This window comes from Bradyrhizobium frederickii (assembly GCF_004570865.1).
Lineage (GTDB): Bacteria > Pseudomonadota > Alphaproteobacteria > Rhizobiales > Xanthobacteraceae > Bradyrhizobium > Bradyrhizobium frederickii.
Genome location: NZ_SPQS01000010.1, coordinates 142,937 through 160,942, shown reverse-complemented (window position 1 = coordinate 160,942; position 18,006 = coordinate 142,937). Strand labels below are relative to the sequence as shown.

The 18,006-nt window shown below is 58.1% G+C and carries 25 protein-coding genes and 1 tRNA gene; 14 read left to right on the top strand and 12 right to left on the bottom strand.

The features are described from left to right. Positions 1–4: 4 nt before the first annotated feature. Positions 5–778: a type II RES/Xre toxin-antitoxin system antitoxin gene (gene parS, locus E4K64_RS19170; RefSeq protein WP_135164916.1), complete on the bottom strand. Its 774-nt coding sequence runs from the start codon at positions 776–778 to the stop codon at positions 5–7. 364 nt (positions 779–1,142) lie between these two features. Here parS and E4K64_RS19165 point away from each other — a divergent pair, with 364 nt between their 5' ends. The 11 genes from E4K64_RS19165 to E4K64_RS19115 all read left to right on the top strand — a co-directional run bounded on the left by E4K64_RS19165 (position 1,143) and on the right by E4K64_RS19115 (position 8,008). Further along, entirely contained in the window at positions 1,143–2,399 is a 1,257-nt protein-coding gene (locus tag E4K64_RS19165) for a tyrosine-type recombinase/integrase (protein ID WP_135164915.1), read from the top strand. Positions 2,400–2,552: 153 nt separating this feature from the next. Next, positions 2,553–2,750 (top strand): helix-turn-helix transcriptional regulator, encoded by a 198-nt coding sequence (locus E4K64_RS19160; protein ID WP_135164914.1) that lies wholly within the window; start codon positions 2,553–2,555, stop codon positions 2,748–2,750. 223 nt (positions 2,751–2,973) lie between these two features. Continuing rightward, positions 2,974–3,384 (top strand): DUF3102 domain-containing protein, encoded by a 411-nt coding sequence (locus E4K64_RS19155; RefSeq protein ID WP_135164913.1) that lies wholly within the window; start codon positions 2,974–2,976, stop codon positions 3,382–3,384. 155 nt (positions 3,385–3,539) lie between these two features. After that, the gene (locus E4K64_RS19150; protein WP_135164912.1) at positions 3,540–3,905 is read left to right on the top strand and encodes a hypothetical protein; all 366 of its coding nucleotides are present in this window, start codon (positions 3,540–3,542) and stop codon (positions 3,903–3,905) included. Then, positions 3,889–4,116 (top strand): hypothetical protein, encoded by a 228-nt coding sequence (locus E4K64_RS19145; RefSeq protein WP_135164911.1) that lies wholly within the window; start codon positions 3,889–3,891, stop codon positions 4,114–4,116. The genes E4K64_RS19150 and E4K64_RS19145 overlap by 17 nt, the downstream gene beginning before the upstream one ends. Next, positions 4,113–4,568 carry a hypothetical protein gene (locus E4K64_RS19140; RefSeq protein ID WP_135164910.1) on the top strand — a complete coding sequence of 152 codons (456 nt, stop codon included), beginning with the start codon at positions 4,113–4,115 and terminating at the stop codon, positions 4,566–4,568. The genes E4K64_RS19145 and E4K64_RS19140 overlap by 4 nt, the downstream gene beginning before the upstream one ends. A 2-nt stretch (positions 4,569–4,570) precedes the next feature. Continuing rightward, complete coding sequence (locus E4K64_RS19135) at positions 4,571–4,756, top strand: hypothetical protein (protein WP_135164909.1); 186 nt, start codon at positions 4,571–4,573, stop codon at positions 4,754–4,756. After that, positions 4,749–5,027: a hypothetical protein gene (locus tag E4K64_RS19130; RefSeq protein WP_135164908.1), complete on the top strand. Its 279-nt coding sequence runs from the start codon at positions 4,749–4,751 to the stop codon at positions 5,025–5,027. The genes E4K64_RS19135 and E4K64_RS19130 overlap by 8 nt, the downstream gene beginning before the upstream one ends. A gap of 6 nt (positions 5,028–5,033) precedes the next feature. After that, positions 5,034–5,393 (top strand): hypothetical protein, encoded by a 360-nt coding sequence (locus E4K64_RS19125; RefSeq protein WP_135164907.1) that lies wholly within the window; start codon positions 5,034–5,036, stop codon positions 5,391–5,393. Positions 5,394–5,753: 360 nt separating this feature from the next. Further along, a complete protein-coding gene (locus tag E4K64_RS19120) occupies positions 5,754–7,520 on the top strand; it encodes a DNA primase family protein (protein ID WP_135164906.1) in 1,767 nt (588 codons plus the stop codon). Positions 7,521–7,681: 161 nt separating this feature from the next. Continuing rightward, positions 7,682–8,008, top strand: a complete 327-nt coding sequence (locus E4K64_RS19115) for a hypothetical protein (RefSeq protein WP_135164905.1) — start codon at positions 7,682–7,684, stop codon at positions 8,006–8,008. Here E4K64_RS19115 and E4K64_RS19110 read toward each other — a convergent pair. Beyond that, complete coding sequence (locus tag E4K64_RS19110; protein ID WP_135164904.1) at positions 8,005–8,703, bottom strand: DNA-binding transcriptional response regulator; 699 nt, start codon at positions 8,701–8,703, stop codon at positions 8,005–8,007. The genes E4K64_RS19115 and E4K64_RS19110 overlap by 4 nt on opposite strands. 60 nt (positions 8,704–8,763) lie before the next feature. After that, positions 8,764–9,312, bottom strand: coding sequence for a recombinase family protein (locus tag E4K64_RS19105; protein WP_135164903.1), 549 nt, complete (start codon positions 9,310–9,312; stop codon positions 8,764–8,766). Positions 9,313–9,458: 146 nt separating this feature from the next. On the opposite strand from E4K64_RS19105, the gene E4K64_RS19100 reads away from it, so the two are divergent. Continuing rightward, on the top strand, positions 9,459–9,767 hold the full coding sequence (locus tag E4K64_RS19100; protein WP_135164902.1) for a hypothetical protein: 309 nt from the start codon (positions 9,459–9,461) through the stop codon (positions 9,765–9,767). Between the two features lie 84 nt (positions 9,768–9,851). Here E4K64_RS19100 and E4K64_RS19095 read toward each other — a convergent pair whose 3' ends face one another. After that, complete coding sequence (locus tag E4K64_RS19095; protein ID WP_135164901.1) at positions 9,852–10,700, bottom strand: hypothetical protein; 849 nt, start codon at positions 10,698–10,700, stop codon at positions 9,852–9,854. A gap of 99 nt (positions 10,701–10,799) precedes the next feature. On the opposite strand from E4K64_RS19095, the gene E4K64_RS19090 reads away from it, so the two are divergent. Then, positions 10,800–11,021 carry a helix-turn-helix domain-containing protein gene (locus tag E4K64_RS19090; RefSeq protein ID WP_135164900.1) on the top strand — a complete coding sequence of 74 codons (222 nt, stop codon included), beginning with the start codon at positions 10,800–10,802 and terminating at the stop codon, positions 11,019–11,021. Positions 11,022–11,049: 28 nt separating this feature from the next. Beyond that, entirely contained in the window at positions 11,050–11,697 is a 648-nt protein-coding gene (locus tag E4K64_RS19085; protein ID WP_135164899.1) for an SLATT domain-containing protein, read from the top strand. Positions 11,698–11,728: 31 nt separating this feature from the next. On the opposite strand, the gene E4K64_RS19080 is transcribed toward E4K64_RS19085, so the two are convergent. The 8 genes from E4K64_RS19080 to E4K64_RS19045 form a co-directional block, all read right to left on the bottom strand. After that, entirely contained in the window at positions 11,729–13,414 is a 1,686-nt protein-coding gene (locus E4K64_RS19080) for an AIPR family protein (RefSeq protein WP_135164898.1), read from the bottom strand. Beyond that, the gene (locus E4K64_RS19075; protein WP_135164897.1) at positions 13,411–14,250 is read right to left on the bottom strand and encodes a DpnII family type II restriction endonuclease; all 840 of its coding nucleotides are present in this window, start codon (positions 14,248–14,250) and stop codon (positions 13,411–13,413) included. The genes E4K64_RS19080 and E4K64_RS19075 overlap by 4 nt, the downstream gene beginning before the upstream one ends. Next, on the bottom strand, positions 14,250–15,344 hold the full coding sequence (locus E4K64_RS19070; RefSeq protein ID WP_235884707.1) for a DNA adenine methylase: 1,095 nt from the start codon (positions 15,342–15,344) through the stop codon (positions 14,250–14,252). The genes E4K64_RS19075 and E4K64_RS19070 overlap by 1 nt, the downstream gene beginning before the upstream one ends. 27 nt (positions 15,345–15,371) lie before the next feature. Beyond that, complete coding sequence (locus tag E4K64_RS19065; RefSeq protein ID WP_167772119.1) at positions 15,372–16,109, bottom strand: DUF2924 domain-containing protein; 738 nt, start codon at positions 16,107–16,109, stop codon at positions 15,372–15,374. A 119-nt stretch (positions 16,110–16,228) separates the two neighbouring features. After that, the gene (locus E4K64_RS19060) at positions 16,229–16,714 is read right to left on the bottom strand and encodes a hypothetical protein (protein WP_135164895.1); all 486 of its coding nucleotides are present in this window, start codon (positions 16,712–16,714) and stop codon (positions 16,229–16,231) included. A gap of 2 nt (positions 16,715–16,716) precedes the next feature. After that, on the bottom strand, positions 16,717–16,938 hold the full coding sequence (locus E4K64_RS19055) for a hypothetical protein (RefSeq protein ID WP_135164894.1): 222 nt from the start codon (positions 16,936–16,938) through the stop codon (positions 16,717–16,719). A gap of 77 nt (positions 16,939–17,015) precedes the next feature. Next, positions 17,016–17,092: transfer RNA gene (locus tag E4K64_RS19050), tRNA-His, on the bottom strand. A gap of 339 nt (positions 17,093–17,431) precedes the next feature. Continuing rightward, positions 17,432–17,866: a phasin gene (locus E4K64_RS19045; protein WP_126259121.1), complete on the bottom strand. Its 435-nt coding sequence runs from the start codon at positions 17,864–17,866 to the stop codon at positions 17,432–17,434. Between the last annotated feature and the right edge of the window lie 140 nt (positions 17,867–18,006).

Genomic DNA, 18,006 nt, shown 5'->3' with positions numbered 1-18,006 from the left:
ATCCTCAACTGAGGATGCCGTGATCGATCCGTTGCAACATCTCCTCGACGACACGTGCGCCTGCCTCCGTCGCGAGGTAAGCAAGCGGCGTCTCCCCGCGAAGCGCTTTCTTGGGCTTGCGCAGCCAGCGGTGTGCCTTCTGGGGCTCGCCGAACACGTTGGCGGCGAGACGATCGACCCTCGCCAACCGCACCGCCTTGTCGGTCTCCTCGACCGTCAGTGGCTCGCCATCCGACAGTCGCCGCGCGAGCGTCCGCTTCGGCACGACAAGCGCGAAAATTTCGTCGTCGCTGTAGTTGGCGAGACGCTTCAGCGCGGCGGGCTCGATGCGAAACAGATGGTTGGCGTCGATGACGACATTGAACAGCTCGGCCGAGGGCCCCGTTTCGTCCGTACGCCCGCCAAACCGGAGCGAAGGCGCATCGGTGACGGTCGAGAGGCCGGTCACCGCATCGAAATGCCCACGCACGACGGTGGCGCCCGGCTGCGCTTGATAGGTCTGCTCCGGCTCGGCGGCGGACAGGTGTGCAGGCTCTGCCGGCCGGCGCTTGCCGGGAGGGGATTTGTGCGCAGGCCTTGACGACGACGTGCGGCCAGGTCGCTGCGTCAGGGCTGACGCCGCAATCGACTTAATTTGCTTATCTGTTGACGAGCCGGGGGCACGAGGTCCTCGCGAAACGATTGAACCAACGCCTTTGCCGGTACGCTCATTCTTTCCCATCGGCGCCCGCTCAAATGGCTCTGTGCCAAATGCCTGACAAATTCGGCCAACTGACATTTAAGCATATGGGCCGGTGCCTTCAAGTGAGATTTCCGAGGGATTTAAGCGCTCCTGCCCCAGGGGTCATCCGCTTTGAAAACTGATGACGAAAAGATCGGAATGTTGGCGGCGATGGTCCCTGCTGCCGCTCACCAATGGGACGTTGGTACAGTTGGGTGGGCTCGAACCACCGACCTCCTGTTCCACAGACAGAGCCGAACGGTCGCCATGATTGCGCCGGGCTTCGCAGAACTACTAATTCCGAAAGAACTTCAATTACCTACCCCGCCATGACTACGCTGCTCTTTTCGGTAATTCGTGATACCGTGGTAGCTATACGGTAGCTAGTCCTAGCTACCAAGCAACCGGGAGCGCCACCAACATGTCTGTAGGCACCATCACCATCAGCGCTGTGAAAGCACTTGCCCCGGGCAACACCCTTTGGGACGGCGGGCACAATGAGGCGGTGCCCGGCTTCGGAGCACGCCGCCAGCGCGACAAGGTGGCCTATGTCATCAAGTACCGGGTCCACGGCCGGCAGCGTTTCCTCACCATTGATAAGCACGGACGGCTAACGCCTGAGCAGGCGCGCCGCGAGGCTAAGAAGTTGCTGGGTCAAGTGGCTGGCGGAAAGGACCCGGCCGAAGCCAAGGCCCAAGCCCGACTTGAAGCCGCTGACACCCTCGGCAAGATCACGGTCGACTACTTAAAGGCGGTGAAGCCGAAGCAGCGCCCCGCCACCCATTCCGAGATCAAGCGCTATCTCACAAAGGTGTGGAAGCCCCTTCACTCCGTTTCGGTGTTCGCGATAACCCGCCGCCAAGTCACGGCCCGGGTCGCCAAGATTGCCGAAGCACATGGGGACGTGAGCGCTACAAGAGCCCGCGCAGCGCTCTGCACTTTGTTCAACTGGGCGATCGCGGAGGGATATGAGATCGCGGCTAACCCCGTACTCGGCAGCAACCGCCCGGCACAGCCGAAGTCGCGGGACCGCGTGTTGACCGATGCTGAGCTAGCCGAGATTTGGCGCGCGTGTGGCGATGACGACTATGGGCGGATTGTGCGGCTTCTGATCTTGACCGCCCAGCGTCGGGATGAAATCGGCGGGATGCGGTGGCCCGAGCTAGACACCGTGGGCGGAACGTGGACCCTCCCCGGCAACCGCACAAAGAACCACCGGGAGCACGTGCTGCCCCTCGTCCCCACCGCCCTGGCCCTGCTACCGGCCCGGCGCAACGATCGCAATCACGTCTTTGGCGATGGCCCGCGCCGTGAGGGCGATCAGCCGCGCGGCTTCTCCGGTTGGTCGAAATCAAAGGCCGCGCTAGATGCTCGCATTCTGGCGGCACGAAAGGAAGCCGGCTCGGACGCAAAGCCCCTGCCCGGTTGGCGGCTGCACGACCTCCGCAGATCGGCCGCCACTGCGATGGCCGATCGGCTGGGCGTGCTGCCCCATATCGTGGAAGCAATCTTGAACCACGTAAGCGGCCACAAATCCGGTGTGGCCGGCGTCTACAACCTCGCGAAATATTCTACCGAGATGCGCGACGCGTTGCAGCGATGGGCGGATCATGTGGCCGTGGTCAGGCGACCGAAGTCTGTCACCCTGCGGCGGATAGTGTCGGCTCCTGTCGGGTAGCAATTGGCGGCCTCTGGCGCTATACTGCGCGCACTGGCGTTCCCAATGGGGACTAAAACTTAGAAGGCGGGGTAACGTCCCCGATAGGCCCAGCGATCCCGACAAGGGTAGGGTCCGCCTGCCAGCTTCCCTTAACATCGTTGGAGAACGATCATGTCTGCATGTCTAGTGCAGCGGGAGGCGGCTGCGTTGTTGCGCCTCAGTGAACGAACCTTGGAACGGATGCGGGTGACGGGTGATGGCCCGCCATTCGTCAAAGCTGGGCGTCGGGTCCTCTACCGCCCGGCAGATATCGACGCTTGGATCGCTACGCGTATTCGCATCAGCACCAGCGAGGAGGCTGCACGATGATTGATTGGCACCCTATGGAGACCGCGCCAAAAGATGGCCGCCCGGTGTTGCTCTGGGCCAGACTTAGCAGCTATCCGCCAGAGCCAAACGATCACTTTCCCATCGTTGGCTTTTGGCACTCGGCTATTACGCGCTGGAAAGTTGCCCCAGAGAACTTGAACGCACAGGAAACGCTGGTCGCTACGCACTGGGCGCCGATCCCGAATCCACCGGAGGGCCAGCCGTGAACGAAACCCTAAAGCGCTTCATCGGCTCTGCGATGCCGATCACAACGCCAGATGCGCCAGCATCGAAGGGCGAGCTGACCTTGCCCAGCGTTACCGACTTGGCTGCAACTGCGTTACGGGCCCACAACGCAGTGGAGGCCGCTGCACTCAATGCGGTCTTGAAGGCGATGGAATGCGGCAAAGCCCTGACGATAATCAAAGAGCAACTGCCCCACGGTAGCTTTGAAGATTTCGTCGCGGCCCATTTCCCGTTCACCATCCGCACTGCACAGTCTTACATGCGGCTGGCAAAGCAAGAACCCAAATTGCAAGAACTGGTTGAAGCAAAAGCGAAGCTGGGTTCGCATTTGAGCATCAAAGAGGCGCTGAAATATCTCAACGCAGTCGCCGCGAAGAAACGCCGCTAGTTACAATCGATCACCGCTGAAGAGGGCGCTGGGGCAATCCGCTCTGGCGCCCTTTTCATTTGGCAACGCGTGTTCGGCTCGCGGCGCGGATCGTCAAAACTGTTTACTTCTCTGGCAGAGTTGTCTCGAATCGTATGCACAATCGGAGGATGTGTATGACCAAGAGATGCCAACAGTGCGGCGAAGACTTCACCCCCTACATGGGACGGCAGCGATTTTGTTGCCGCGAATGTTCGGATGCGTGGTTCGCCGAAGAGCGCAGAACGGCCGTGCGTCGGTTGCGTGAGAGCGCGGGCGATGAAGCCCCCCAGTCCTACTTCGCGATGGAAGCCGCACGCCTTGACGCGAATGCGACCTTAATCGGCTCAGCCACCCCGCCGCCGCTCGCCGCCCCCCAATGGTCCCGCGATCTTGCCGCGCTCCCGAAGGAGCCGCCCCTTGGCGATGACGTGAACGCACTGCCCGATTGCAGCGGCATCGGCGGCCAGAACTTGGAGGTGGAAGATGGCGAAGCAGCTTGATCGATGCCACCGCTGGCCCGCGTGCATCTGCGGCGAGAAGTGGTCCTTTTTTCAAGATGCACCAACCGAAGCCTTCGCAGAGGCCGAGCCGATCATAGCGGCAACATTGGCATGCGTTAGCGCGCGGTGTCCTGATCCTCGTTTCCGGGCGCACGCTGCCGTGCAGTTGCTCAATCCAATCTTTTCCGAATGGAAGGAGCGGCTGCAATGATGTTTCAGTTACTGGGCGATTGGCCAGTGAACGGCGGCGCGATGTTGGTGCCGAATGGCACCGTGATCGATGGGACCCCCACGGTTGGCGCGGGCGGCTCGGGTTATGCCGTTGGCGACGCGGTTACCTTCCCGAACCGAGTTGTTCTCACGGTTGAGGCTGTAACCAAAGGCGCGGTCACAGCTTGGAAGGTCGCCACTCCCGGCTCGGTTAGCTCGGGGGTGTACGCGAAGCCGATAGCTCAGGTCTCGACCTCCGGGGCCGGGTCCGGGGCCACCGCCATCGATCCGCAGTGGAACGGGATTCGGCTCCCGATGCCGATGCCGCTCACTGCGAGGTGCCTAGACCAGCCGGCTTATGACGCAATGGTCAGCCTGTACGCCCCCCAGGGCGATCAATGCGCGCGCCTCATTCAGTACGACCCCAGCAACGTCAAACCAAAAGGAGCATAGCCATGGCCGACGTAAGGCAGACGAAGACAGAAGCGGCGAAGATCAACGATCGACTACGCACCGCGCCGCTGGGCCGCGAGCCCGCCGCAGTGGTGACAACCCAACCACTGCGCACGGTTACGACCGTCTATCGCAGCGGTTCGCAGAGCCAACATGGCAATCAATCGAAGGAGGGCAGCAATGGCTAAGCGCAGTGGCGGCGGGGGCGGCGGCCCCAGCATGAACAAGAATGTGTCGGTCGGCGTTCGCGGCGGAAAACCAGCCAAGGGGATCGCACCTTGCGGCACCATCGGACTGCAACGGGTGACCACCAGCGGCTACCGCGAGCCCAAGGTGGGAAATCCAAAATCGGTCCCGCTGGGCAACGAACTCACAACGAACGTAGGCAAGGGCGGCCCCGGTGTCGGACGCACAGTGCACTCGTGCGGAAGCCAACGCCGCCACGGAGCGAAGGAGTAATTCACAATGAGCATTCAAGACGAAGCCAAAGCCCAACGTGATCTTGAAACCCGCGCCCGTCGGCAGGGCCGAGAGCCGTTCGCACAGCGGATGATTGAAGCGGTTGGGGACGATACCCTGCGGAGCATCGTCCGCGACAACCTGCGCAATGTCCATGATCGGGCGGGCATGCTGCCCGATGCACCGCCTGCACCAGCGAAGCCGCCGATCGGCAAAGGCGGCTGGATTGATCCGCCATCGGTTGCGGATTGGAAGCCGCCGGGTCTCAACGTGATGGATCGAATGATGGATGCACAGGACGCCATCGATCGGGCCGAAGCGGTGCGGCGCTTCAACCGGCTGCCGCTCAATGGGGGCAAGCGATGACCCCAGAGCGAAAGGCAGAAGTGCAGGCGCGGATTGATGAGATCCTTGGGCCGCGCCCCAAGCCCCAGCCGCAGAGGCCAAAGGTAGTCGTCGCGGACGATGTAGTGGTGCGGGACGCCGATGTGGTCGTGAGCCCCGCTGATCCCAACGCGAAGCACCGGGGGGATATGGGGGTGCGAGTCCGCCGGGCGACACCAACGGGGGCCGAACCACCATTGCCCCCAATGAGACCGGGCGAAGTCCGGATCGATATGAGCCGCGCCCAACTCCAATGGGAGATTGATCGCGCGGACAGGCTCGCGGATCGTGCGCGGCGGCGCCAGCTTGATCCGTTCGACTACGGCCATTGGGGGCCGCGTGATGAGTGAGAGCGCGGCCCCCAGCGCGGCCCCCAAGCTATCCGATTTGGCCCTTGAACGGATCGTCCGCGAGTTCGCGGAGGCCGGCACGGATGAGCAGAAGTTGGCGATTGAGAGTATCGCCGAACTCTATGGCGAGGGCGCCGCGAGCGAGGCACAGACCCGCTTTGCGGCCCGAGCGGCGGAGCGAGAGCAAAAGGCGACAGCGGCTCGGGTCGCACGGGAGCAGATGCTAAGCAAGCTGGCGCCCGCGCTGCCTCCGGCCGCTGAGCCGGCACCGCCTGCGCTCGCCCCTGAGCCGCCGCCAAAACCGACGCCGAAGCCCGAACCAAAGGCGCGGCCCGCTGATGCGCGTCCGCTGCTTAACCCCAGCGCGCCTTATGCCATCGCGGGCGAATACATCCACCGGCATTGCATGATCGGCGATGCCTGCGTGCTGTGGCACTGGCAAGGGCAGTTCTATCGCTGGGGCGGCCGAGTGTACGAAGCGGTCCCCGACGAATTGATGCGGGGGCAAATCTACAGCTTCCTAAATGAGGCTGTGAAGAAGGCCGGCGAGGTGCTGCACCCGTTCCAGCCAACCCCGCGTCATGTGAACGAGGTGATAGATGCGCTCAAGAGCCGGTTGGCGCTGGGGACGGAATGCCAACCGCCTATGTGGCTAGAGGGGCGCAAGAGCGCAACTGACTGGATCGTGTTTCAGAATCGAGTGGTCAATGTGCTGACCGAAGAAACCCGCGAGTTGACCCCAGACCTTTGGGTGCACTCCGCCCTCAGTTTCAATTGGGACCCGGATGCAGAGTGTCCGACGTGGGAAACATTCCTTGCGCAAGTGTTCCCCGGCGCCGATGGGGTGGACGAAGAAAGCGTCCAGTTTCTCGAGGAGTTCATGGGCTACTGCATGACGGAGGAAACCAAGTTCCAAAAGGGGGCGATGCTGATTGGGCCGAAGCGTTCGGGCAAGGGCACCATCTCGCGCGTGTTGCAACAGCTAGTCGGGGACCCGGGTTATGTTGGGCTCAGCTTCAACACCTGGATTCAAAGCGAGAACTCGAAAGAGTGCCTTGTGGGCAAGCGAGTGGGGGTGTTCGCCGATGTTCGGTTTAAGCCCGGCAAGCAATACGGCCAGAACTACGACCCGGGCGGCATCACCCATACCAGCGCGGAATTCCTGCTCAACGTGATCGGTGAGGACACCGTGACGATTGGGCGGAAATACAAAACGCCTTGGCACGGGCAGTTGCGGCTAAAGCTGATGCTGATCTCCAACGAAGTCCCGAACTTGAACGACACCAGCGGTGTGCTGCCCACGCGGTTCATCAAGCTTCATTTCCCCATTAGCTTCTACGGCCGCGAGGATGTGGACCTAAAGAACAAGCTTCGGAGGGAATTGCCCGGCATCGCCGTGCGCTGCGTCCGCGCCTATGGCGATCTCTGTGCGCGGGGGCACTTCATCCAGCCGGCGAGCGCCGGGGCACTTGAGCGGGAAGTGCTCACCGCCAGCGATCCATTCACCGCCATGGTGCAATCGTGCTTCGTGCCCGATTTCGAGGGCACGGCGGTTCGCCAAGCAATGGTGGAGGCCGCGCAAGGTTGGCTCCGTGCCATCGGTCGCCCGGACGAAGCGGCGCGCATTCGCACCAATAACATCGTTGGCCGGGTCCGTGGCGTGGTCGGTTTCGAACACATCGCCGATGCCCCGCGCCCCCACGGCCAGCCTCGCGCCGTCGCCGGCCTCCGCTTGCGTCCGAAGTCCGAAAGGGAATGACTTTGCTGAACCACCTGAACCGGCTTGAACCAGGTTTTTCGCGTGGTTCACCAACATCAATTCCATAGGGAGACATATGGAATGGGAGTTGGTGAACCACATGGTTTTGGTGGTTCAGTTGGTTCGGCAGGTTCAGAGAGAAGAAAGAGGGAGAAGTAACGTTGACGATGATGGACGATGACGACCCGGGGCACCGGTTTCGGTACAAGCCCCAACTAGATCGGCCCGTGGTGGAGGTGATGGACGACACCGCGCCCGAAGTGCAGGGCAATACTTCGCTGGATTTCCTTCAAGCGGTCTATCGCTCCGCGGACCAACCCATGCACCGCCGGATGCGGGCCGCTGTGGCCGCACTGCCGTTCGAGCATCCGAAGCTCGCAGTCACCGCGATGGTAGGGGACGCCGAAGGCTTCGCAAAGAAATTAGAAGCAGCGCGCGAACGGGCTGCTAAGGCGATCGAACTTCGGAAAGACGAGGGCTTCTCCTAGTTGTCTTCCGGAGTTTTCGGTTCGATCCGTTCGATAGCATCGATGACCGCGTTAAGGAGATCAGCTGGATTATTCGTGACCTGCAATCCCTTGCTAGGCGAGATTGCCGAAATGTCGCCGGCATAAACGATAAACATCGGCGGCTTGGACCAGCGCTCTCTCACTTGCCTGATTAGATCACAGCCAGCACGACTTACGCTTGGATTACCCGGGCATGGAGCGTCTTTGTCTTCCGAGCGCTTAAGGTCAGTTATCACGATGTCGTAGTCTGCGCTATCAAGCCATTTCAAGGCTTCGTCGGTGCTATTTGCGAGGTCAATCGGAACCGACAGCGTGGCGAGCACTCGCCTGAGCGGCACGTTTTGTTGTGGATTCGAATCGTCAACCCAAAGAATTCTGGCCTCATTTGCATAGTCCGCAATATTGGCAAATCGTCGCTTTAGCTGCTTTTGTTCCGACTTGGTTAAACCTGCGGCGTTTAGGCCTTTAGCTTCAGCTAGGCGCCTCTGAGCGAGTTCAAGATTGATGGTACCTATTCCGATCTTAGTTATCGCACCTATTTTCACCAGCCGCTTTATGTCCGGCCCGATTGCAAATAACACCACGATCGCGATCAAGACCCACAATAGTGAAGGAGTTGCCTTCAGAGACTGTAGCCATATCGGCTCTCCACCCTTAACAACCTTGTCGGTCATGTTCGATGCCTCAGTTCAAGACCAGTTACGGAGTAAACTAGAGAGCAGATGAGCTATGATCTACCGAAGCCTGCTGATCGTGGTGTGGCTTACCCCGAATGTCCGAGCGATATCCGTTAACGCTTCGCCAGCCCTACGACGCTCAAGTGCTTCTCGCTGCTGATGAGCCGTCAGTGCCGATGGCCTCCCCATATGCACCCCACGTGCTTTCGCCCGCTTGCGGCCTTCGCCAGTGCGAGCCTTGATCAACTCGCGCTCGAATTCCGCAAGCCCGCCTAGCACCGTCAGCATGAGTCGCCCATGCGGGGTCGTGGTATCGGCCCAGGTATCCGCAAGGCTCCTGAATCCTGCACCCGCCTTAGCAATTGTATCCAGGACATTCAGCAGGTCCCTGGTTGATCGGGCCAACCGGTCCAACCGGGTCACCACCAACACGTCTCCAGCTTTCAGAGCGGCGAGAGCCTTAGCCAACGCATTCCTATTCCCCGCGCTCGCCCCGCTGATCTTCTCCGAGAACACCTTGATTGCACCGGCCTCCGCCAGCTGGGCCTCCTGCACCGCAAGCGTCTGGCCCTCAGTGCTTACCCTCGCATAGCCATAGACAGTCATGGTGGCGCTCCACTTTCGTGCAAGACTTTCGCACAGTGTAACGCATTGACGAATCAACCTCAACGAGATTGTGCGTAAGTCCTAACTTTCGTTCAGTGCGCCGCAAGTGAATTCGGCTAAACTATGGGCTTTGATTGGTAGCGTTTATGGAAAAGGCATCAGAAGCAGCTTGGCTGTTCGTGATCGCTTTAATCGGCGTGACAGCTCTTGGGCTAGCTGTGTCGTTCCTTCTCGGTCATCCTCATCACTACAATCTGATAGGCAAGGTTTGGGTCCACATAGTCGGATTTGCCGCTCTCAACGGCGCGTACATCTCGTTCTCTGCCGCCATTTCCGGTCAGGAGCCGGATAGACCTGCCGTCGGTGTCAGCGGAGCCACCCGCCTGATCATGTTTCTATCTGGAATTCTTGTCGTTGCCCTCGTGTGGGGGGGCCTTTGGCTTGTTGCGCAGTAGCAGTCCGGGGGCGGCCCCAAAATTCGCTCGCGCGGCTCGGGCTGAGGGCCCTCCGACACTACGTAGACAATTCTGGAATTTGCGTTACGCGTTGAGCCATTGCCAATAGCGTCGGAACGAGTAGGCGAAGCCGCGGACCACCATCGGAAATAGGAGGGCGAGCATAACAACGCCCGCAAACGTTACGGCTGCCATGCCTCCATTGAGCACCAAGTATTTTGGCAAGTCCGGGTAATATTCATGGTCTCCGCCCTGCTCATATTGCTCCCTCCATCGGTTGCAAACAATTTTGTCCAGAGCGTCAATTTCCCTACGACAGGAGTCGCTCCTTTCGAACCGAGCAGCGAGGTTTTCCTTTTGCTGCGCGGTCAACGGCACCCATACCGAATATGTCGGGCGCGCCTTGTATGTTCCGAAGGCGAACGGAGCCGCCAATGCCCCTACGACTCCAAGCGATAGTGCGATCTTCCGAAGACGCCTTGTACCGACGGGTGCGAGCGGAGCCCAATCGGTCCGGGAAGCCAACCCATCCGCGATTTCGCCGTCCTTTCGGCCGGCCGGTCTTGTATCGGCATTATGAAGCAGTGAACGGTACAGTCCCCAGCCGGCAGCCCAATAGACTATGGACATGCTTGCGGAGATCACGATCAACTCTCGGCCAGCACTCGAATAGGCAGCAAATGCGGCAAGCCCTATGCAGAGCGCCGCTAGCGCCGTGCCTATCACGTACAGCGCAATGCCGACACGTTTCACGCCCCAAGGATAGGTGGCGCGAAGTTTTCTGCCGACGAGTGATGCTAGCCAAATAGCCAACAGGCCCGTCAAAAGACCACCGACGACATCGGCGAATATGGAATAGCGATTTGCCGCCAGAATGATAGGAGCGGCCAAAGCAAAAGCACAAACAACAAGCGTCCTAACCAGCCAAACCATTAGTCACCCCATTTAGGCAATGGCGAACCACACTACAGTAGGCGATTTTGCTCAATATATCGAGGTGCGTATTTTGGACAGACCGGGTCCATTCTCAAAATGGACCTCCGCGACATACTCGCCGCCAACCTACGCCGCTTGCGCAATGAAAAGGGACTTGCGCAGGACGATTTGGCCTATGAAGCCGAGGTGAGCCGCAGCTATCTTAGCCAGCTTGAAAAAGGGGCGTTCTACGCTAGTCTGAAAATACTTGAGAAGCTTGCGAAGCCGCTTGGCGTAGAGCCATACGAGCTAATCGTTCCTCCGAGGAAGCGGCGATAATTGTAGACAGAGCCAACATAACTTAGTCATGCGTGCACAGATCGACGACTTACTCCACCGGATGAACGTCACCAAGGGGGCTAGATTCAACGCCGCTCGTCGGCTTGAAGGACGCGATCGGAAGATGGCTTTGCTCGTGGCGCTCGCATCCGCATTGGTAATCGCGTTAACGTTCGTTCCCTTCGCCTATCAATTGCCAAAGGTGGTCATCGCCGATTTAAGCGTAGTGACGATGCTTGCTTCGGTGTTGATCCTAGCGGTGTCTCTTGTTCAGTATAGCAACAATGACGCAGTCAACGCCGAACAACATCACCGATGCGGACTTGAGATAAATGAATTGCGAGGAGAGCTTGCTGCCAAGGGGGAAACGCTGGACAGCGCCGAGCTGCAAAGGTTTTCCGAGCGCTATGCACGGATTCTGGATCGCTACAGCGTCAACCACGAAGGGTTGGATTTCGATCAATATCGATTGGAGCACCCAGAAAAATATCCGCTCACTCTGTTAGAGCGCGTACTCGTTAGAGTGCGGTCATTCATTGTTGCACAGTGGCCGAACGGGCTTATGCTAATTATTGTTGGTTTCTTCTTTGTGCTACTCTTTCATCATGTATTGCCTGTGAGGCTTGCCACCGAAACAACCCCTGTGCCAAGTACAGTGGTTCCTGGCGAGCGATGAGATTCGGCAAATGCCGGCTTGAACCCTTGGCTTATGCTTCTAAACTTAGGATGGTCGATAACTTCGTCTGATTCTTAAATAGCTGGGCAAGATATGCCTGGGGGTAGAGTCTGTCGGTGCGAGCTGCGACATCAATGAAGGCAGCTTCTAGATTGGCTTCAACTATATCATTGATATTCGCTGGTAGCGGAGCAGTCGTAGCTAGCCACTCGGGCGGCAGTCTTTGAAAAATCTGGTGAGCTAAGAATCGATTTCCGTGAACAAGGAAGCCCTCTTCACGCCCGCTTAACGATTTGACTTTCTTCGCCAGCACCGAATCGATGACTCGCATAAGCTGCACGGCGCGCCAAAGTCGCGAGCCGCTTAGCTGAGCGTTGAAAAGCGCTTTGTAGGGGGCCTTGCTTGTGTCCTCCCAAAGCCGACCAATCTCTCGTTTGGCTAGCGTCGAATAGGAAAGCTCTTGGCTGGAGCACGCAAGTGCGATCGTGGCCTCTTCCAGGTCAGTCGTCTTAGCATCGCGACCCGTGGTCTCACTTGATTTGTAAGAGTATGTAAGCCCCTCAATTGCTAACTCGGTTCTCAACCTTTGCTGTTCTGGGTCGAGCGCAACAAAGTCTTGGCGATTGATGCGATTCTGAGTGTTAGTCGCTTTGGTGATTGCATCTCTAAGCGTTACCGGCTCGGAATCAGCTACAGCGATAAAGCGAACTTGAACCTTGGCTTGCTCGACATGCTCCGGTTTCTTGTCAAACGCGGCCTTTATGGACCCTGCCGTCTGGGCGCCGTTTACTATTCTCACATCTGTGCAAGTGAAGAAGCCTGTCTCTTTGCTCTTTCCACCCAGTAGTTTCGGTCGGATTTCACGGCAGAGAACCGTAATGCCGTTGTTGAAATGCCAAAAATGTTCAGGCTCCGTGAACAAGGTCTGTTGAAGGCCGAGATTTACTTCGGTGTCACTCCCAAGAAACATTCGAATATTCTGCGAAACTATCTGGGGATAGTGGTCAGCCCACCAGCGCGCGACATCCGATGCGGCAACCTGGCCATAGACGGCGTACGGGGAGGACGCCTCGCCCCAATTCTGCAACGCCACTTCTAAGTCTATCGGCACCCCCTGTGTGCCTCGTGCGAGCATCGAATGGATTTCGGATTGCTTAAGAACTCGAGCTTTCAATAGCTCAATCGCTTCCGGATTTTCGCTGTCGTTGTAGTAGTCGAGCTTGTCCTGGAGGTCTCGAGCGGGTTCAGCAGCGAGGTCATTGGTGCCAGTATGCACCAAAACGAGGAGAAACGTCGCCTGACTATCGTTTAAGGCTTGCCGTATCAATTGCTCGCGCCGTTTCACTTTCTCGTTGAAGCGGTCGAATCTCAGGTTCGCTAAATCATCGAAACCTGTCGTGAACTTCATGACGTCCGAACGGCTGAAGGAGCCATTGCCGTCGCTGTGCCATTTAGCCTGGACGATATAGAGCAGCTTCCCACTTGAGTCGTAGTAGATTGCATCGACACCATTATCACTTGTGCCGTCAGTGACCGAAGCTGCTGCCTCGGAAGGCGTCGTGCCACTCAACTGGAGGATTGCGAATGCTGCGAGGGCGCGGGATAGAAAAGTCTTGTCTTTGTCCCCCGCTGCTTGGTTAACGTCTGTTACGTCAACAAGCGGGCCGAATACCTTTCGCAAAGCGCCCTCGATTTGCTTCACATGAAGGACGCTCATATGATTCCCATCTCGGTTTTTAAAGTCTTGAGATCTGCGACGAACATATCGGCTGTCGCAAGAGTATAGATCCGAGTGATATCGCCGTTGTTCTGATAGGCGACAATCTTTTTCAAGTCGCTTTGACGCTGGCGCCAAGACAGTCCGTCGGTGACGAAGAGGAACGCAGTGTCCGAGCGTTTGGCCGAAATGATTTTTTCAATGTCGCCAATGACGTCTGTCATCTTCGATCCGGTTGCGCCGTAGGCTTTGGACTCAATTACAATGCGAGGGTCTTGCATGGACGGAATCGCGATGTCACATTTTGCAAGCTGACCGCGCACTCCCATGAAGTTGGACCGGGAAGCAAAGCGTTCCCCAAATACTTCTTGGACCTTCTCTTCGGCGAAGTCTTCGAGCCCACGGCCTCGACGCTGCCCACTGATTGCGCTCCCACGACCGCTTCTGAGCCGTTCAACGAGTGTATCGCTCCAGTGTGCTTTTCGTTTTACCTCTGCTACCATGGCATCCGCGATGCCAAGCGCGGCTAGGCCTGCAAGGAATCCCGCGCGGTCGCGCTTGAAGCGGGACTTGCCGGCTCCAGTGTCTCCAAGTGCTTCTGCTAGGCTGGCAGTAAACTGATCTTTCGAGAGACCAAGAAACAATCGGCAGATGAGAAGTCCGTCTTCAAAGTCGTTGTCGAGAAGGCGTCCAATATCATCCAGCGAATAATTATCGGAGACCGGCAAGGACTTAAGTTTCTCAATCACACGAATAGCGGTGGGGTCCTGCCAATCTACTGTGAGAGGTTTGAGGTTTGCCAATATGTCGCTGAGCGATTGAACGACGCGCTGCATTACTGGCCCACGATCAAGTATTCGGTAACCTTGGCGCGCTCGACGTTCTCATGGGTGCCGAAGTGATAGCGATGCTGTCTTTCAAAGAGGCGTACTGACTTCTTGTAACGTCGCATCAAAGCTTCGAGATGCTCGAGATCGGGAAATCCATTAGAACTGTAGGACAGCACAATGATGCTCTTGGAAAAGCGAGCAAATAGCCGATCGAAAGCTTCAATCGCCGTTTTGCGATAGCTGAAGGGGGTATATTTCTTCTCGATCTTGCGAACTTTGGTCGACATATCGACCGGTAGCCCGTCCCAATAGGAAGCCAGCCCTTCGATGAAGTGATACCTCTTGATGTAGCAATTGTCGTCGGACCGCGGCACATAGGGGGGATCAAGATAGACAAGATCAACTCCGCGAGATGGGGCCTCAAAGACGTCCCCGCGCATGGCCTTGTTGCGCCGACCGTTGTTGAACACTGCTTGGTTGAACACCTCGATTTGCTCGATGAAGTGCTCTTCAATCGAGAGGCGCAGATCGCGGCGACCATCGTCGTAACGCGAGAGATCGCCCGAGACGGTAAAGACTCCTCGCGGTTGACGCTTAAGACAGGCCCGAAAGAGCGCTGCATATGCGAGAGCCTGATGGTGCGGATCAACGAGCCGACGAATATTGGAAGAAACTCGGTCAAGAAACTTAAGATCATCAGGCGTATAAAAGATGCCCCGAAAGGTCCTCTCAATGAAGCTGGGGGTCGATCTCCGCGCACTTAAAAGCGTTTTGATGTGGCTCCCGTCGAGTTGCCTTGAGTTGTTCTCGATCGTCGCGCGAGCGATAAGCGAAGAAAAGGTCAAGAAGTCTGAAGCTACGACGCGCCGCTCCATCGTTTTGATAAGATAGCCTACCGAGCCAGTGCCCGAGAAGGGATCAAGTGCGCTTTCAAAGTCGATGGTGCTTAGGACTTGGCCAATCCACGGAAGTAACCGCTTCTTGGATCCCATGTAGCGAAGTTCAGGGTAGTTCGATGCGCGCAGGAACGACAAATCCGCCGCGGGGGCGCTGACGATGCTCTTCTCGTCCGATCTCTTGAGTGCAATAACATTGCTCATTGCTCACTCCCCGATGCTGTCGCTTAGTCACTTATAGACCGGCGTACCAGCACGTCTGATCGTTGTTAGCCGAACCCAATTGCCCTTGCCACGTTCGATCTTCCATAACCACCAGCCATTCACAGCCCGCCGCACGACTGCCTTTCCCGCTTGGCTCAGTGATTCATAATTCACGCCTCGATATCGAACGGTTCCGTCCCTGCGTGCACGGGCCCGGTACACCTTACCTTTATAGTCGGCCCGCAGCTTCGCTCCGGAAGGTAGTAGACGGACCAGTTCTGAGTCGCCACGAACGTTCTTGGGGTCGGCAGATTCGTCCCGGGCCTGCCGCCAATCAAATAGAGAGGAGAGGTGCTTTGCTTGTTTGGTACGTATAGCGCGCATTATCTGCCGCTTCATGTCTCGCGATTGCGCGAGCTTCCCGGTCTGCCTGGCTCCTGGGGGGCGCGTGATCCGCAGTAGTAGAGCCTCAATTTCTCTTAGGTGCTGATCGCGGATGGTCAGATAAACCGAAAAGTGGTCCCAGGAATTTCCGTGCCGATTCTTTCCATGAGCCGTCAGTCGGTTACGCAACGCACTAGCAAGACCGACGTAGTACAGCTTGTTCTTTCGATATAGGGCGTAGACCCCCGCGTTGCGGCCGATCAACTCCCGAACGATATCGGGATGATCGAGAAGGAGGTCCTTTGAGACCCTCTCAAGGTGCGCAAAGACCAGTGCCTCGCGTTTGAGGCGGCGTGGCCTCTTGGCTTTCGTCTGCACCATGTCCCCCCCCGAATCAGCTTCCCGGGCTATTGTAACCATAGGTAGCTACTGGCTGGGACACTTGGCCGACGGGCCGAAGGCCGGCCGCTGGCACGACGTAGAAAATTCCGGAATTTCGGCTATTGGAGTTCTTCGCGGGCATACTTCCCAAGTGCCGAGAGCAGGTCCTCGCGCTTCTCCACATATGGTTCATACGCCTCCACCCACCCATCGTTCAAACCGGCGACGTCTTTGTTGAGCCGTTTATGCGCGCCTTTAGCAATCCAAATCTCTATCTTACTTGCAGCAAGGTCTAACTCGGTGACCAAATTGGAGAAGCGCGGAAAATAGATTGATGTGATGGATTGCACCTTGGCGAAGGGCGTCATTGTCGCCGGGATGTCTTCGCCATACACTTTTCGTTTTCGCTCGCATTCCAGCCAATGGTTAAAATCAAAAATGGCCGCAACCAGCTCTTCGAGCTTGTCCGCGCGTCGTTTCTTCGCATCCCGCCGGTGTTGCGCGACATCGCGAATGATCGTCACGACCGAACCGGCAGCAGTACCCGCTAGGGTCAAAAGCCCGCCGACCACAACGGGCCACAATGATGTGTCCGATGCAGCCACGATTATTTCGCCAACGGGTCGAATCGTTTGCTGTGGATGTTACCGGGTTCACCCGGACGCTTGAGGATCAGCACACCTTCCCCCACCTCTTGGCACACTTTCTTGGCCCACTCCTCGGCCCTGACTATGGCTTCATTTTCGCTCGTTGCCGCGATGGTTGTTTCTGCCAAGGGGTGCTCAAGGGTTGCAACATCGACAAACCAAGCTTCGTATTTGTCGCTCATTGCCACCCCGTGGTAGCTAGCTGGTAGCTACAGAACCATTCGAAAAACGGTGATTTAAACTAAGCACTTGATTTAATTGGTACAGTTGGGTGGGCTCGAACCACCGACCTCCTGTTCCACAGACAGGCGCTCTAACCAACTGAGCTACAACTGCATCCTGGCGAGCCGCCCTCAAGGGGTGCCTGAAAAGGTCGACCTAGGGGGGCTGGACGGGGCGGAAACTAGGTGCAACGGCCCGGTTTGGCAAGGCCGCAATGGGGTGAAAAACCGGCTGAGATCACGTTCGGTGCGACGAAATTGGACCTGATGGCGGCCATCAAGGCGTTGCGCGGTCTCTGCCTTATGGGGCACTCCCCGGGCGGAGAGAGCCCTCACCCGTCGCCCCCGCGATGCTTCGCATCGCTCGGCGCCGGCCTCTCCCGCGCGCGAGAGAGGCGAAGAAAAAACCCGGGCCGTTGGGCCCGGGTTTCTCGATTCACTCCGGCCGTACCGCTCAGGCGGCGGGCGGATAGTACTTGGAGGCAGAGGCCTTGATCGGCTCGGCGGTCTGGGCGGCAACGCGCTGGGTCAGCTCGACCAGCTCCTTGGCCTGGGACTGCAGGGTCTCGAACTGCTTGCGGGTGTGGCCGGTCCACAGCTCCAGCGCTTCCGACGGCGACTTGGCGCCGAACAGCTGCTGGGCGAAGTCGAGCTGCGCGCTGGAATTGGCCTTCATGAACTCGACCAGCTTGGCGGTGTATTCGCTCGCGCCCTTGGAGGCCGAGGTGAACACGGCCTCGACGGTGCCGTTATGGGTCTCGGCCGCGTCCTTGAACTTGGCGTAGTTTTCGCGGGCCTGCGACACGCCCTTTTCGGCGAACGCACGCATCTGCTCGGGAACCTCGAACGGAATGATCGAGGCAGAAAACGGATCAGTCGCACCTGTCATGGTTGTCCCTCACGCTAATTGAAAAAATGGAGTGAGCCTTCTGGCGCGCCCGCCGGCCCCTGTCGGGCCCTCGCATTCAGCGGGTACGAAGTCTGGAAACACGAAACGAAATGAGATGGCTCGCCCAGTGCCGAGCACTA

Coding starts and splice junctions, on each gene's coding strand:
- parS (WP_135164916.1), bottom strand. CDS start 778: ATGTCAGTTGGCCGAATTTGTCAGGCATTTGGCACAGAGCCATTTGAG.
- E4K64_RS19165 (WP_135164915.1), top strand. CDS start 1,143: ATGTCTGTAGGCACCATCACCATCAGCGCTGTGAAAGCACTTGCCCCG.
- E4K64_RS19160 (WP_135164914.1), top strand. CDS start 2,553: ATGTCTGCATGTCTAGTGCAGCGGGAGGCGGCTGCGTTGTTGCGCCTC.
- E4K64_RS19150 (WP_135164912.1), top strand. CDS start 3,540: ATGACCAAGAGATGCCAACAGTGCGGCGAAGACTTCACCCCCTACATG.
- E4K64_RS19145 (WP_135164911.1), top strand. CDS start 3,889: ATGGCGAAGCAGCTTGATCGATGCCACCGCTGGCCCGCGTGCATCTGC.
- E4K64_RS19140 (WP_135164910.1), top strand. CDS start 4,113: ATGATGTTTCAGTTACTGGGCGATTGGCCAGTGAACGGCGGCGCGATG.
- E4K64_RS19135 (WP_135164909.1), top strand. CDS start 4,571: ATGGCCGACGTAAGGCAGACGAAGACAGAAGCGGCGAAGATCAACGAT.
- E4K64_RS19130 (WP_135164908.1), top strand. CDS start 4,749: ATGGCTAAGCGCAGTGGCGGCGGGGGCGGCGGCCCCAGCATGAACAAG.
- E4K64_RS19125 (WP_135164907.1), top strand. CDS start 5,034: ATGAGCATTCAAGACGAAGCCAAAGCCCAACGTGATCTTGAAACCCGC.
- E4K64_RS19120 (WP_135164906.1), top strand. CDS start 5,754: ATGAGTGAGAGCGCGGCCCCCAGCGCGGCCCCCAAGCTATCCGATTTG.
- E4K64_RS19110 (WP_135164904.1), bottom strand. CDS start 8,703: ATGACCGACAAGGTTGTTAAGGGTGGAGAGCCGATATGGCTACAGTCT.
- E4K64_RS19105 (WP_135164903.1), bottom strand. CDS start 9,312: ATGACTGTCTATGGCTATGCGAGGGTAAGCACTGAGGGCCAGACGCTT.
- E4K64_RS19100 (WP_135164902.1), top strand. CDS start 9,459: ATGGAAAAGGCATCAGAAGCAGCTTGGCTGTTCGTGATCGCTTTAATC.
- E4K64_RS19095 (WP_135164901.1), bottom strand. CDS start 10,700: ATGGTTTGGCTGGTTAGGACGCTTGTTGTTTGTGCTTTTGCTTTGGCC.
- E4K64_RS19090 (WP_135164900.1), top strand. CDS start 10,800: ATGGACCTCCGCGACATACTCGCCGCCAACCTACGCCGCTTGCGCAAT.
- E4K64_RS19085 (WP_135164899.1), top strand. CDS start 11,050: ATGCGTGCACAGATCGACGACTTACTCCACCGGATGAACGTCACCAAG.
- E4K64_RS19080 (WP_135164898.1), bottom strand. CDS start 13,414: ATGAGCGTCCTTCATGTGAAGCAAATCGAGGGCGCTTTGCGAAAGGTA.
- E4K64_RS19075 (WP_135164897.1), bottom strand. CDS start 14,250: ATGCAGCGCGTCGTTCAATCGCTCAGCGACATATTGGCAAACCTCAAA.
- E4K64_RS19070 (WP_235884707.1), bottom strand. CDS start 15,344: ATGAGCAATGTTATTGCACTCAAGAGATCGGACGAGAAGAGCATCGTC.
- E4K64_RS19065 (WP_167772119.1), bottom strand. CDS start 16,109: ATGGTGCAGACGAAAGCCAAGAGGCCACGCCGCCTCAAACGCGAGGCA.
- E4K64_RS19055 (WP_135164894.1), bottom strand. CDS start 16,938: ATGAGCGACAAATACGAAGCTTGGTTTGTCGATGTTGCAACCCTTGAG.
- E4K64_RS19045 (WP_126259121.1), bottom strand. CDS start 17,866: ATGACAGGTGCGACTGATCCGTTTTCTGCCTCGATCATTCCGTTCGAG.